Source organism: Streptomyces mutabilis (assembly GCF_046628145.1).
In the GTDB taxonomy this organism is placed as follows: Bacteria; Actinomycetota; Actinomycetes; order Streptomycetales; family Streptomycetaceae; genus Streptomyces; species Streptomyces mutabilis.
Genome location: NZ_CP176874.1, coordinates 6,203,796 through 6,217,006 on the forward strand (window position 1 = coordinate 6,203,796; position 13,211 = coordinate 6,217,006).

Consider the following 13,211-nt stretch of genomic DNA (forward strand, 5'->3'; position numbering starts at 1 on the left):
GGATCGGCCGTCAGGGGCGGTCGGGTGCGACGACGGTCGGGTGCGTGTCACGACGCTCAGCCCTCACGGCAGTCAGGCCGTCGCCGCGCCCGCCGCGCCCGCCGCGGGCGGCGCCAGATGCCGGGCCAGCCACGTCGGCACGCCGCCGAGCAGCTTGAACAGCCGTCGGGCCTCCTCCCGCAGGCGCGACGCCTCCGGTTCGGACTCCGCGTCGGCGAGCGACACCAGTGCCGGCGCCGTGCCGACGAGGTAGCCCAGCTCCTCGCGGATCCGCAGCGACTCGGCGAAGCCGTGCCGTGCCTCGGCCAACTCCCCTTCCCGCAGGGCCAGTCCGGCCAGGTGCCGCCAGGTGAAGGACTGCAGGAGCGGATCGGCGTGCGCGGTGGCGCCGGCGTGGGCCCGCCGGTACGCCGCGCGGGCGGCCTGCGGCGACCGGGTCAGGTTCTCCGCGAGCAGCCCGCGCCGGAAGTCCAGCAGCGCCCGGCCCGCGGCCCCCGGCGGGACGAGTGCCGCCGCGCGGCCCAGCGCGGCCCGCGCCTCGTCGGCGCGGTCCCGTACCCCGTGCACGGTGGCGGCGTACGCGAGCTGACCGCGTTCGCAGGCGGCGGCGCCGCGCTCCTCGTCGCTGTGGGCCAGCGCCTCGGCGGTGCGCAGCGCGTCCTCGGCGTCCGCCCAGCCCTGCTCGGTGTACAGACACCGCTCCACCAGCAGCGCGGTCCGCTGCAACGCGGCCGCCGCGGTGACCGGCTCCAGCAGGGCCGCCGCGTCGGCCCAGCAGGCGCGCGAACGCAACCGCCACACGGCGGTCTGGAGCGGATCGTCACCCTCGGTCGTTCCCCAACCAGAACCAGCCATGGCGGAATGCGCCACGTCGCCCTCCCCTTAGCACGCCATCGAGCTCTCGAGTGGTGGCGGCATCTCAGCACGGATACGGCGGCCGGGCCAAGGGGATGGGTGAAATTTTTCACAAAGTCGTGGGACTTCCCGGCGCCGAGGTTCGGCGCCGGGAAGGGCGTCCGCGCGTCCGCGCCTCAGCTCATCCGCAGTGCCAGGAAGAAATCCAGCTTGTCCTCCAGGCGCGACAGGTCACGCCCCGTCAACTGCTCGATCCGCCCGACGCGGTAGCGCAGCGTGTTGACGTGCAGGTGGAGCCGGGTGGCGCAGCGCGTCCAGGAGCCGTCGCTGTCGAGGAAGGCCTCCAGCGTCGGGATCAGCTCGGCGCGGTGGCGGCGGTCGTAGTCCCGCAGCGGGTCCAGCAGCCGGGCGGTGAAGGCCCGGCGCACGTCGTCGGGGACGAAGGGGAGGAGCAGGACGTGCGAGGCCAGCTCCTGGTGACCCGCGGCGCAGACCCGGCCGGGGCGTGCCGCCGCGACCCGCCGGGCGTGCCGGGCCTCCTCCAGGGCGCCGCGCAGCCCCTCCGCCGAGTGCACGGCCGCGCTGACGCCGAGCGTGACCCGCCCGTCGCCGTCCAGCCCGGCCGACAGCGGTTCCCGTACGGACTCCAGCAGCGCGTCCGCGAGGATGCCCGTCTCCGAGCCGTCGTGCTCGGTGGAGACCGCCGGCAGCGGCACCAGGGCCACGGCCTCCTCGCCGGTGTGCGCCACCGCGATGCGGTCGGAGTGCTCGGGGCCGGTGGCGAGCGGGTCGACGAGGATCTCCTCCAGCAGCGTCTGGGCGACCGGCCCGGTCTCCGCCTCGTCGTCCTCCCACTCGACGCGGGCCACGACCACCTGCCAGTGCGGGGCGGCGCCGAGGCCCGGCAGCAGCACCGGCGCCGCCACCCGCAGCCGGGCCGCGATCTCGGCCGGCGCCGCGCCCGTCTGCACCAGTTCCAGGACCTCCTGCGCGAGCCGCCGCCGCACCGTGCGCGCCGCGTCCCGCCGGTCCCGCTCGACGGCGATCAGCTGCGTGACGCCGTACAGCAGGTCGAGCCGCTCCTCGGCCCAGTCCCCGGCGTCCGCCTCCACCACCAGCAGCCAGTCCGACAGCACCGTCTCCCGCACGTCGCGGCCGGTACCGGCCGCGCTCTGCGGCGCACGTCCGGTGCCGCGCACCGGGAAGAGGCTGTACGTCGTCCCGCCCAGCGGCACCCGGTGCGGCGCGCGCCGGCCCGTGCGGGTGGCGGCGAGGTGTTCCGCCGCCAGCTTCGCGCACACCTCGGCGGAAAGGGCGGGACCGGCGTCCTTCGGTCCGGCGACCGGCCGCCCGGTCGGCGACAGCACCCAGGCCCGCAGGTCCAGGTCGGAGCCGAGCAGGTCGAGGACCACGTCGGGGCCGCCGCCCGCCGGGCCCGAGGTCATCATCCGGCGGTGCCGGTCCACCACGGCCGCGAGGTCCCCGGCCCGCTCGCCCGAGACCTGCCGGACCACGTGCTCGGTGATGGTCGCGAAGGCCACCGACTCGTTCACCGCGAACAGCGGCAGCCGGTGCCGCGCGCACGCCACCACCAGATCCTCGGGCACGTCACCCAACTCCGCCTCACCGGCGGCGAGCGCGGCCACACCGGCCTGGACGAGGATGCGCACGAACGGGTCGGAGTCCGCGGCGTCCCGGCGCCAGGCCAGGCCGGACAGGACCAGCTCGCCGCCCGAGAGGTAGCGGCTGGGGTCCCGCAGGTCGGTGGTCATCACGCCCCGCACGGAGCGGTCCAGCTCGCCCTCGCCGCCGAGCAGCTTGAGGCCCAGCGCGTCGGTGTCCAGCAGTGCGCGCAGCCGCATTCTCGTCGCCGCCGTTCTTTGTCTCGAAGTGTTCCAGGTCACGCGGCTGTGTCGCCCGATTTCCGGAGGGACCAGTGGAAAACAAGGAGGTTTCCGAGAGCCTCCTTTCATACGAATCTACAAGATGACCGCCCTGGCCAGCCAACTCCTTCATGGTTTCTGCGACTGACCCTGGTGGAGCAGCGGGCGGTGTACTGAGCGCACTCCACGTGAACAGCACTTGAACGAGCCGGGCCCGCGGAGTGCGTGTTGGCTCGATCCGTACGACCCACCAGACGACGAAGAGGAGAGCCGGTCATGGACTTCCTTCGCCCCGCCGACTGGGAGGAGGCGCTCGCCGCGAAGGCCGAGCACCCCACCGCCGTACCGATCGCGGGCGGCACCGACGTGATGGTGGAGATCAACTTCGACCACCGCCGGCCCGAGTACCTGATGGACCTGAACCGCGTCGGCGACCTCTTCGAGTGGGAGGTCGGCGAGGACTCCGTACGGCTCGGCGCCTCCGTGCCCTACACCAGGATCATGGAGAACCTGCGCGCCGAGCTGCCGGGTCTCGCCCTCGCCTCGCACACGGTCGCCTCCCCGCAGATCCGTAACCGCGGCGGCGTGGGCGGGAACCTCGGCACCGCCTCCCCGGCCGGCGACGCCCATCCGGCGCTGCTCGCCGCCGGGGCGGAGGTGGAGGTCGAGTCGGTGCGCGGCAAGCGGCTGATCCCGATCGACGCCTTCTACACGGGCGTGAAGCGCAACGCCCTGGAGCCCGACGAGCTGATCCGCGCCGTGCACGTCAAGAAGGCGGACGGCCCCCAGCAGTTCTCCAAGGTCGGCACCCGCAACGCCATGGTCATCGCCGTGTGCGCCTTCGGCCTCGCCCTGCACCCCGGGTCCCGCACGGTCCGTACCGGCATCGGCTCCGCGGCGCCCACCCCGATCCGGGCCACGGCCGCCGAGGAGTTCCTGAACGCGGCGCTCGACGAGGGCGGCTTCTGGGACAACGGCGAGATCATCACCCCGGCCGTCGCCCAGCGGTTCGCCGACCTGTGCTCCGCCGCCTGCGACCCGATCGACGACGTCCGGGGCACCGCGGGCTACCGCCGCCACGCGGTCGGCGTCATGGCCCGCCGGACGCTCACCTGGACCTGGGAGTCGTACCGCGGCGCCCGCCACACCACCGAGGGAGCGGCGTGATGCGCGTCACCTTCACCGTCAACGGACGCCCGCAGGAAGCCGACGACGTGTGGGAGGGCGAGTCCCTGCTGTACGTGCTGCGCGAGCGGCTGGGCCTGCCCGGTTCCAAGAACGCCTGCGAGCAGGGCGAGTGCGGCTCCTGCACGGTCCGCCTGGACGGCGTCCCGGTGTGCGCCTGCCTGGTCGCCGCCGGCCAGGTCCAGGGGCGCGAGGTCGTCACCGTCGAGGGCCTCGCGGACTTCGCCAGGGAGCGCGCCGAGGGCCGCGAGACCGGCGCCCGCGAGACCGGCGGCGGGGGCACCCCGCTCGACCGGGCCAGGCGGTGGCAGGCCACCGGCCACGACTCGCAGGCCGGCGAGGGCGCCGAACTGTCCCCCGTCCAGCAGGCGTTCATCGACGCCGGCGCCGTCCAGTGCGGCTTCTGCACGCCGGGTCTGCTGGTCGCCGCCGACGAGATGCTGGAGCGCGACCCGAACCCGTCCGACGCGGACATCCGCGAGGCGCTCTCGGGCAACCTGTGCCGCTGCACGGGCTACGAGAAGATCATGGACGCGGTCCGCCTGGCGGCCGCCCGCCGGTCCGAGGGGGTCTGAGCATGGCTGCCGACGGCGTTCCCACCCGCATCACCCAGGGCACCCGCACCAAGGGCGGCATCGGCGAGTCCACGCTCCGCCCGGACGGCACCCTCAAGGTCACCGGCGAGTTCGCGTACGCGTCCGACATGTGGCACGAGGACATGCTCTGGGGGCAGATCCTGCGCTCCACCGTCGCGCACGCGGAGATCGTCTCCATCGACACCTCCGAGGCGCTGGCCCAGGCGGGCGTGTACGCCGTCATGACGTACGACGACCTGCCGACCGACGTACGCCACTACGGACTGGAGATCCGGGACACCCCGGTCCTCGCCCACGGCAAGGTCCGCCACCACGGCGAGCCGGTCGCCATCGTCGCCGCCGACCACCCGGAGACCGCGCGCCGCGCCGCCGCGAAGATCAAGGTGGAGTACCGGGAGCTGCCCGTCGTCACCGACGAGGCCTCCGCCACCGCCCCCGACGCGATCCTCGTCCACGAGAACCGCACCGACCACCACTTGGCCCACGTCCCGCACCCGAACATCGTCCACCGCCAGCCGATCGTCCGCGGCGACGCCGACCGGGCCGCGCGGCGGGCGGACGTGATCGTGACGGGCGACTACTTCTTCGGCATGCAGGACCAGGCCTTCCTCGGCCCCGAGTCCGGCCTCGCGGTCCCCGCCGAGGACGGCGGCGTCGACCTCTACATCGCCACCCAGTGGCTCCACGCCGACCTGCGTCAGATCGCCCCCGTGCTCGGGCTGCCCGAGGACAAGGTGCGGATGACGCTGTCCGGCGTGGGCGGCGCCTTCGGCGGGCGCGAGGACCTGTCGATGCAGATCCACGCCTGCCTGCTGGCCCTGCGCACCGGCAAGCCCGTCAAGATCGTCTACAACCGCTTCGAGTCCTTCTTCGGCCACGTCCACCGCCACCCGGCCAGGCTCCACTACGAGCACGGCGCCACCAGGGACGGCAGGCTCACGCATATGAAGTGCCGGATCGTCCTGGACGGCGGCGCCTACGCCTCCTCCTCCCCGGCGGTCGTCGGCAACGCCGCCTCGCTGTCGGCCGGCCCGTACGTGATCGACGACGTGGACATCGAGGCACTCGCCCTCTACTCCAACAACCCGCCCTGCGGCGCCATGCGCGGCTTCGGCGCCGTCCAGGCGTGCTTCGCCTACGAGGCGCAGATGGACAAGCTGGCGAAGGAACTGGGCATGGACCCGGTCGAGTTCCGCCGGATCAACGCCATGGAGCAGGGCACGATCATGCCCACCGGCCAGCCGGTCGACTCGCCCGCCCCCGTCGCCGAACTCCTGCGCCGCGTCAAGGCGAGGCCCATGCCGCCCGAGCGCCAGTGGGAGTCCAGCGAGGGCACCGACGTACGGCAACTGCCCGGCGGCCTGTCCAACACCACGCACGGCGAGGGCGTCGTCCGCGGCGTCGGCTACGCGGTCGGCATCAAGAACGTCGGCTTCTCCGAGGGCTTCGACGACTACTCCACCGCCAAGGTCCGCGTCGAGGTCGTCGGCGGCGAGCCGGTGGCCACCGTGCACACCGCCATGGCGGAGGTCGGCCAGGGCGGCGTCACCGTCCACGCGCAGATCGTCCGCACCGAGCTGGGCGTCGGCCAGGTGACCATCCAGCCGGCCGACACACAGGTCGGGTCGGCCGGGTCGACCTCCGCCTCCCGGCAGACGTACGTCACCGGCGGCGCCGTGAAACACGCCTGCGAGCTGGTCCGGGAGCAGGTCCTGGACCTCGGCCGCCGCACGTTCGGCACGCACCACCCGGCCTGGGCGACGGCCGGACTCCTCCTGGAGGACGGCAAGGTCGTCACCGACGGCGGCGAGGTCGTGGCCGATCTCGCGGACGTACTGGGGGACGAGGTGATCGAGGTCGAGGAGGAGTGGCGGCACCGCCCGACCGAACCCTTCGACCGGCGCACCGGCCAGGGCAACGGCCACGTCCAGTACTCCTTCGCCGCGCACCGCGCCGTCGTCGAGGTCGACACCGAACTCGGCCTGGTCAAGGTCGTCGAGCTGGCCTGCGCCCAGGACGTCGGCAAGGCGCTCAACCCGCTCTCCGTCCTCGGCCAGATCCAGGGCGGCACCGTCCAGGGCCTGGGCATCGCCGTCATGGAGGAGATCGTCGTCGACCCGAAGACCGCAGAGGTCAAGAACCCGTCCTTCACGGACTACCTGCTCCCCACGATCCTCGACACGCCGACGATCCCGGTCGACGTGCTCGAACTCGCCGACGACCACGCGCCGTACGGGCTGCGCGGCGTCGGCGAGGCCCCCACCCTGTCGTCCACCCCGGCGGTCCTCGCGGCCGTCAGGGACGCGACCGGGCTGGCGCTCGACCGCACGCCGGTACGGCCGGAACACCTCACCGGCACGGCGTGAGCAGACCTCCGGGCGGCGCACGGAACGTCACACACTCCGCGCCGCCCGGAGGACACCCCGGGTACCGCCCCGCTCGCGGGCCCAAAAGCACCACCCACGCATGCGTTCGTCTCGGGCCGTCCCCCGGGTCGTGCACATCCCAAATCCCGCAGCCGCCCCAGCGGCCCGCGCGGGTGCCCCTATGAACCTTGGGAGACGGCCCCATGACCCAGCAGTCCGTGGAGCCCAAGACCACCGCCGAGGACGCGGGCGCGGGTTCCCGCGTCCCCTCCGGCCGGTCCTGGCTCGACCGGTACTTCCACATAACCCACCGAGGATCGACGGTCGCGCGTGAGGTGCGCGGCGGCATCACCACCTTCATGGCGATGGCGTACATCGTCCTGCTCAACCCCATCCTGCTCGGCGGCGAGGACGTCGCGGGCAACACCCTGGGCCAGAAGGCCCTGATCACCGCGACGGCGCTCGCCGCGGCGGTCACCACGCTCCTGATGGGCTTCGTCGGCAAGGTGCCGCTCGCCCTGGCCGCCGGACTCTCGGTGTCCGGAGTGATCGCCGGACAGGTCGTCCCCCAGATGACCTGGGGGCAGGCCATGGCCATGTGCGTGATGTACGGCGTGGTCATCATGCTGCTCGTGGTCACCGGGCTGCGCGAGATGATCATGAACGCGATCCCGCTCGCGCTCAAGCACGGCATCACCATGGGCATCGGCCTGTTCATCGCCATCATCGGCTTCGTGAAGGGCGGATTCGTCCACGGCGGCAAGGCGACCCCGCTCCAGCTCGGCCCCGCCGGCGAGCTCGCGGGCTGGCCCGTCCTGCTCTTCGCGGGCACCCTGCTCCTGATCTTCATGCTCCAGGCGCGCAACACCCCCGGCGCGATCCTGATCGGCATCGTCGGCGGAACGATCGTCGCGGCCCTGCTCAACGCCACCGGTGTCATCGACCCCAAGCAGTGGGCCAACGGCGCCCCCGAACTGCACGGCAGCGCGGTCTCCATGCCGGACTTCTCGCTCTTCGGCGAGGTGGAGTTCGGCGGCTGGGGCGACGTCGGCGCCATGACCGTCGGCATGATCGTCTTCACGCTGGTGCTGGCCGGGTTCTTCGACGCGATGGCCACCATCATCGGCGTCGGCACCGAGGCCAAGCTCGCCGACGACAAGGGCCGCATGCCGGGCCTGTCGAAGGCGCTGTTCATCGACGGCGCCGGCGGTGCCATCGGCGGTGTGGCGGGCGGCTCCGGCCAGACCGTCTTCGTCGAGTCCGCGACCGGCGTGGGCGAGGGCGCCCGCACCGGGCTCGCCTCGGTCGTCACCGGCCTGTTCTTCGCCGCCTGCCTCTTCTTCACGCCGATCACCGCGATCGTGCCGCAGGAGGTGGCGTCCGCCGCGCTGGTCGTCATCGGCGCCATGATGATGATGAACGCCCGGCACGTGGACTGGGCCGACCGCGCCACCGCGATCCCGGTCTTCCTGACCGTCGTCCTGATGCCGTTCACGTACTCCATCACGGCGGGTGTCGCCGCCGGCGTGATCTCCTACGTCGCCATCAAGATCGCCCAGGGCAAGGCCCGGGAGATCGGCGCGTTCATGTGGGCCCTGACGGCCGTCTTCATCGTCTACTTCGCCCTCAACCCGATCGAGAGCTGGATGGGGGTGCACTAGCGGCGGCTTCGGGAACCCTTCCACCACGCCGTACGAGGAGTACCGGGAGACCGACGGATGCTGGACATCGCCGAAGAGCTCAGCCGGTGGGTCGAGCAGGGACGCGACTTCGCCGTGGCCACCGTGGTGGCCGTCGACGGGAGCGCCCCGCGCCTGCCCGGCGCCGCCCTCGCGGTGGACGCCGACGGCACCGCGGTCGGCTCGGTCTCCGGCGGCTGCGTGGAGGGGGCCGTGTACGAGCTGTGCCGACAGGCGCTCCAGGACGGCCGCACCGTGCTCGAACGCTTCGGCTATAGCGACGAGGACGCCTTCGCCGTGGGTCTGACCTGCGGCGGAGTCGTCGACATCCTGGTCACACCGGTACGGGCGCACGACCCCGACCGTCCGGTGCTCGCCGCCGCGCTGTCCGCCGCCGCCCGAGGAGGGGCGGTGGCGGTGGCGCGGATCGTCGGCGGACCGGCAGAGCTGACAGGCCGCGCGCTCGTCGTCCGCCCGGACGGCTCCCACCAGGGCGGTCTCGGCGCCCGTCCCGAGCTGGACCGTACGGTGGCCGCCGAGGCGGGCGCCTTCCTGGAGGCCGGCCGCACCGGCACCCTGGAGATTGGTGAGCGGGGCTCGCGCTGCGGCGCACCGCTCACCCTGCTGGTCGAGTCCTCGGTCCCGGCGCCCCGCATGATCGTCTTCGGTGCGATCGACTTCGCCTCGGCGCTGGTGCGGGCCGGGAAGTTCCTCGGCTACCACGTCACGGTGTGCGACGCCCGCCCCGTCTTCGCGACCGGGACCCGCTTCCCGGACGCGGACGAGATCGTCGTCGAGTGGCCGCACGAGTACCTGGCGCGCACCGAGGTGGACGCCCGCACGGTGCTGTGCGTGCTGACCCACGACCCCAAGTTCGACGTACCGCTGCTGCGGCTGGCGCTGCGCCTGCCGGTGGCGTACGTCGGCGCGATGGGCTCCCGCCGCACCCACCTGGACCGTGAGGCGCGCCTGCGCGAGGTCGGGGTGAGCGACCTGGAGCTGGCCCGCCTCAGGTCCCCGATCGGCCTCGACCTCGGCGCCCGCACCCCCGAGGAGACGGCCCTGTCCATCGCCGCCGAGATCGTCGCGACCCGCCGCGGCGGCACGGGCGCCTCCCTGACCGGCGCCCGCACCCCCATCCACCACGACGGCCCGTCGTCCCCGGCGGGCCGCGTCGGCTCGGTGGCCTGAGCGGGGCGCCGGTCCCTCCGCGGAGGGCGCGTCAGTCCCTTCCGGGGGCCCTCCTGTCCAGGGACACGTCCGCGACCACCGGACGGTGGTCCGAGGCCACGGCCTCCTCCGGCACGGCGGCGCCCCGCACCCGGACACCCTTGCCCACGGCCACGTAGTCGATCCGCTTCACGGGAGCCGCCGCCGGGTACGTGCCCCCGGTGCCGACCCCGGCGTCGGTCAACTCCTCCCACAGCGGCTGGAGTTCCGGCGCCGACGGTTCGGCGTTGAAGTCGCCGAGCAGCACCTGCCGGGCCCCGGGCAGGGCCGCCCGCTCCCGCGCCATGATCCGCCGCGTGTCGGCGACCTGGGCCACCCGCACGGCCGGGTCGGCCCGGTAGTCGAGGTGCGTCACGAACACCTGCACCGGGACCCCGCGCACCTTGAGCGTGACCTCGCCGAACCCGGGCGCCGGGGCCGGTACCGGGTTCTCGTCCTGCGTGGACAGACGCGTGATCTCGTAGTTGGCCGCCGAGCGGACCGGGAAGCGGGACAGCACCGCCACGCCGTACTCGCGCCGGGGGCCGCCCGCCTCCACCGGGTCGAGGCTGTAGATCGGCGCGAACGACACCCGCATGCCGAGCCGCCGCGCCAGCTCCTCGGCGACGTCCAGGTCCTGGCTGCGCGCACCCCAGTGCACGTCGACCTCCTGGAGGCCGATCACGTCCGCGTCGAGGGCGCGCAGCGCGGCGGCCTGGCGGTCGAGGTCGAAGACGCCGTCCGAGCCCGTTCCGGCGTGGATGTTGTACGTGGCGATGCGCAGCGGGACGGCCTGCCCCTGCCCGGCCGAGGCGGGTGGCGCCGCCACGGCCAGGTTCAACAGGGCGCCCGCGAGGGACAGTTGGACGTATGTGCGCGCTCTGAGAGACATGTCGGCACGGTACGCGGGAAACGGCCGAGGCGGGGTGTGCGGCGCCGTCCCGACCGCGTCCCGTCCCCCGTGCGCAATCAGCGGTTCACGGGCGTCGCAGGAGCTGGTTCACCGTGCGGCCGAACACGTACCGTCCCGCGCGGCCCAGGACGCCGTCGAAGGCGGACGGGAGGAGACGGACCCTCAGCTCCTCGCGCCACACGACCCGGGTGCGGCCGCCGGGTCCGGGCCGGACCTCGAACTCCGCCCAGCCGCCGACCAGTCGGCCGCGCTTGTCCAGCCGGCAGCGGCCGGGGGAGTCCTCCCCCGGTGGCTCCCAGACGGTCACCTCCATCCGGTCGTCGAAGGCGAGCGGTCCGGCACCCGTGCGGGCCACGATCACCGTGCCCCGGCGGGTGGGGCCGGGCGTGGCGACGGTGACGCGGGTCAGCGGCACGGAGTCGCCGTGGCGCTGCCATGCGGTGAGCCTGCGCCAGGCCTCGTCGAGGGGGAGCGGGGCGGTGCGTTCGAGCGAGAAGGTGACCACGGGACGATCGTAAGGACTGCGCCCGCGGATCTAGCGGTAGACCGTGCCCGGTTCGGCCTTCCCGGGGGCCAGCAGCTGGGGAACCGTCACGAAGACGTACCCCCGCTTCTTGAGCGCGTCGATGATGCCCGGCACGGCCGGCACCGTGCCGTCGTAGATGTCGTGCAGCAGGATGATGCCGTCCCGGGACGACTGGTCCAGCACGCGCTCGGTGATCAGGTCGGGGTCGTCGGTCTTGTAGTCCTTGGCGGTCACGGTCCACAGCACCTCCGCCAGCCCCAGCTCGCGGCAGATCTCGTGGACCGTGTCGTCCGTGCGGCCCTGCGGCGGGCGCATCAGCGTGGGGCGCTTCCCGGTCAGGCGCTCTATCTCCTTGTTCGGGCGCTCCAGTTCCTCGCGTATCTCGTCCGGTTCGGCGTCCGTGAGGATCTTGTGGGTCCAGGTGTGGCTGGCCACCTCGTGACCCTCGTCAGCCATGCGCCTGACAAGCTCGGGATAGGTGTCGATGTGCCGTTTGCCGAGCAGGAAGAAGGTCGCCGGGACCTGCTTCTCCTTGAGTATGCCGAGCAGCCGGGCGGAGTTCTCGCTCGGTCCGGCGTCGAAGGTCAGCGCGATGCACTTGGCGTGGCCGCAGTCGACGGTGCCGAACCCGGCCGCCCGTGCCTGGCCGCCGGCCGCCCCCCGGACCGAGCTGGGCGAGGTCGTCTCCAGCTTCGTGCAGCCGCTCAGCGCCAGCGTCAGTGAGGCGGCTGCCGCGAGGGTCGCCGCGGCACGCAACCCGGTCCCCGTTTTCGTCATCTTCCTGGTCAGCGAAAGCATGCGAGGACTATACACAGCGAGTATATACGCAGTTTATAGTGCTCTTCCGAATATGAGTTCGAGGTAGTGGGGGTGCTCGCCGGGTTACTCAGCCGACACGCAAGTGACGGCCACAGCGAGGAGGACCCCGTGAGCGAGAGTCCCGTGGGCGACAGCCCCGTGAGCGGACGCGTCTGGCGCCGCGCCCTGGTCACCGGCGGAGCCGGATTCGTGGGATCCCACCTGTGCGCCCGGCTCCTCGGCGCCGGCACGGACGTCGTGTGCCTCGACAACCTGGCCACCGGCTCCCGCGCCAACGTGGCCGACCTGGAGCGGCACCGCGGCTTCCGGTTCGTCCACGCCGACGCCACCGACCCGGCCGCCCTGCGCCGCCTGCCCGGACGCTTCGACCTGGTCCTGCACTTCGCCTGCCCGGCCTCGCCCGCCGACTACCTCCGGCTGCCCCTGGAGACCCTCGACGTCGGCAGCACCGGCACCCGCAACGCGCTGGAGCGGGCCCGCGCCGACGGCGCCCGCTTCCTGCTCGCCTCCACCTCCGAGGTCTACGGCGACCCCCTGGAGCACCCGCAGCGCGAGACGTACTGGGGCAACGTCAACCCGATCGGCCCGCGCAGCGTCTACGACGAGTCCAAGCGCTTCGCCGAGGCCCTGGTCACCGCCCACCGCCACGTGCACGGCACCGACGCCGCCATCGTCCGCATCTTCAACACCTACGGCCCCCGCATGCGCACCGGTGACGGCCGTGCCGTCCCCACCTTCATCGCCCAGGCCCTGGACGGCATGCCGCTCACCGTCGCCGGCGACGGCGGCCAGACCCGCTCCCTGTGCTACGTCGACGACACCGTCGACGGCGTCCTGGCTCTCGCCGCGTCCGGCGAGAGCGGGCCGGTGAACATCGGCGGCGCCGACGAGATCACCATGCTGGAGCTGGCCCGCCGCGTCGTCGAGCTCACCGGCTCCGGCTCCCGCATCCGCTTCGTCGACCGCCCCGTCGACGATCCCGGACGGCGCAAGCCCGACACCACCCTGGCCAGGGAACGGCTCGGCTGGCAGCCGAAGGTCGGCTGGAGCGAGGGGCTGGAGCGGACCATCGGCTGGTTCGCGCACTCCGTGGCCGCGTAGCGGCGATGTGCCCGGATTGCTCACTTTCCGTAATGAGTGCGCTCATTTCCGGAATTGAGTTGCCTCCAAGTGTTTGACC

The 13,211-nt window shown here is 72.9% G+C and carries 11 protein-coding genes; 6 read left to right on the plus strand and 5 right to left on the minus strand.

Annotated features, from left to right (window positions below; translation table 11 throughout):
• Positions 1 to 72: 72 nt before the first annotated feature.
• The gene (locus ACLIN4_RS27955; RefSeq protein WP_269957282.1) at positions 73 to 870 is read right to left on the minus strand and encodes a hypothetical protein; all 798 of its coding nucleotides are present in this window, start codon (positions 868 to 870) and stop codon (positions 73 to 75) included.
• 161 nt (positions 871 to 1,031) lie between these two features.
• Positions 1,032 to 2,717 (minus strand): PucR family transcriptional regulator, encoded by a 1,686-nt coding sequence (locus ACLIN4_RS27960; RefSeq protein WP_107480496.1) that lies wholly within the window; start codon positions 2,715 to 2,717, stop codon positions 1,032 to 1,034.
• A gap of 297 nt (positions 2,718 to 3,014) precedes the next feature.
• Between ACLIN4_RS27960 and ACLIN4_RS27965 the strand changes: the two genes are divergently transcribed.
• The 5 genes from ACLIN4_RS27965 to ACLIN4_RS27985 all read left to right on the plus strand — a co-directional run bounded on the left by ACLIN4_RS27965 (position 3,015) and on the right by ACLIN4_RS27985 (position 9,755).
• Positions 3,015 to 3,905: an FAD binding domain-containing protein gene (locus tag ACLIN4_RS27965; protein ID WP_289909562.1), complete on the plus strand. Its 891-nt coding sequence runs from the start codon at positions 3,015 to 3,017 to the stop codon at positions 3,903 to 3,905.
• Complete coding sequence (locus tag ACLIN4_RS27970; RefSeq protein WP_107479807.1) at positions 3,905 to 4,498, plus strand: (2Fe-2S)-binding protein; 594 nt, start codon at positions 3,905 to 3,907, stop codon at positions 4,496 to 4,498. Before ACLIN4_RS27965 ends, ACLIN4_RS27970 begins: the two co-directional genes overlap by 1 nt.
• A 2-nt stretch (positions 4,499 to 4,500) precedes the next feature.
• Complete coding sequence (locus ACLIN4_RS27975; RefSeq protein ID WP_411576353.1) at positions 4,501 to 6,885, plus strand: xanthine dehydrogenase family protein molybdopterin-binding subunit; 2,385 nt, start codon at positions 4,501 to 4,503, stop codon at positions 6,883 to 6,885.
• A 203-nt stretch (positions 6,886 to 7,088) separates the two neighbouring features.
• The gene (locus tag ACLIN4_RS27980) at positions 7,089 to 8,546 is read left to right on the plus strand and encodes an NCS2 family permease (protein ID WP_100049141.1); all 1,458 of its coding nucleotides are present in this window, start codon (positions 7,089 to 7,091) and stop codon (positions 8,544 to 8,546) included.
• 57 nt (positions 8,547 to 8,603) lie between these two features.
• Entirely contained in the window at positions 8,604 to 9,755 is a 1,152-nt protein-coding gene (locus ACLIN4_RS27985) for an XdhC family protein (protein ID WP_107479806.1), read from the plus strand.
• Positions 9,756 to 9,786: 31 nt separating this feature from the next.
• Here ACLIN4_RS27985 and ACLIN4_RS27990 read toward each other — a convergent pair whose 3' ends face one another.
• The 3 genes from ACLIN4_RS27990 to ACLIN4_RS28000 all read right to left on the minus strand — a co-directional run bounded on the left by ACLIN4_RS27990 (position 9,787) and on the right by ACLIN4_RS28000 (position 12,010).
• Positions 9,787 to 10,665, minus strand: a complete 879-nt coding sequence (locus ACLIN4_RS27990; RefSeq protein ID WP_411576354.1) for an endonuclease/exonuclease/phosphatase family protein — start codon at positions 10,663 to 10,665, stop codon at positions 9,787 to 9,789.
• An 85-nt stretch (positions 10,666 to 10,750) separates the two neighbouring features.
• Entirely contained in the window at positions 10,751 to 11,191 is a 441-nt protein-coding gene (locus tag ACLIN4_RS27995) for an SRPBCC family protein (protein ID WP_100049144.1), read from the minus strand.
• A 30-nt stretch (positions 11,192 to 11,221) separates the two neighbouring features.
• Positions 11,222 to 12,010: a polysaccharide deacetylase family protein gene (locus ACLIN4_RS28000; protein ID WP_382024780.1), complete on the minus strand. Its 789-nt coding sequence runs from the start codon at positions 12,008 to 12,010 to the stop codon at positions 11,222 to 11,224.
• A 129-nt stretch (positions 12,011 to 12,139) separates the two neighbouring features.
• Here ACLIN4_RS28000 and ACLIN4_RS28005 point away from each other — a divergent pair, with 129 nt between their 5' ends.
• Complete coding sequence (locus ACLIN4_RS28005) at positions 12,140 to 13,132, plus strand: UDP-glucuronic acid decarboxylase family protein (RefSeq protein ID WP_289909572.1); 993 nt, start codon at positions 12,140 to 12,142, stop codon at positions 13,130 to 13,132.
• Positions 13,133 to 13,211: the final 79 nt, after the last annotated feature.

Coding starts and splice junctions, on each gene's coding strand:
- ACLIN4_RS27960 (WP_107480496.1), bottom strand. CDS start 2,717: ATGCGGCTGCGCGCACTGCTGGACACCGACGCGCTGGGCCTCAAGCTG.
- ACLIN4_RS27965 (WP_289909562.1), top strand. CDS start 3,015: ATGGACTTCCTTCGCCCCGCCGACTGGGAGGAGGCGCTCGCCGCGAAG.
- ACLIN4_RS27970 (WP_107479807.1), top strand. CDS start 3,905: ATGCGCGTCACCTTCACCGTCAACGGACGCCCGCAGGAAGCCGACGAC.
- ACLIN4_RS27975 (WP_411576353.1), top strand. CDS start 4,501: ATGGCTGCCGACGGCGTTCCCACCCGCATCACCCAGGGCACCCGCACC.
- ACLIN4_RS27980 (WP_100049141.1), top strand. CDS start 7,089: ATGACCCAGCAGTCCGTGGAGCCCAAGACCACCGCCGAGGACGCGGGC.
- ACLIN4_RS27985 (WP_107479806.1), top strand. CDS start 8,604: ATGCTGGACATCGCCGAAGAGCTCAGCCGGTGGGTCGAGCAGGGACGC.
- ACLIN4_RS27990 (WP_411576354.1), bottom strand. CDS start 10,665: ATGTCTCTCAGAGCGCGCACATACGTCCAACTGTCCCTCGCGGGCGCC.
- ACLIN4_RS28000 (WP_382024780.1), bottom strand. CDS start 12,010: ATGCTTTCGCTGACCAGGAAGATGACGAAAACGGGGACCGGGTTGCGT.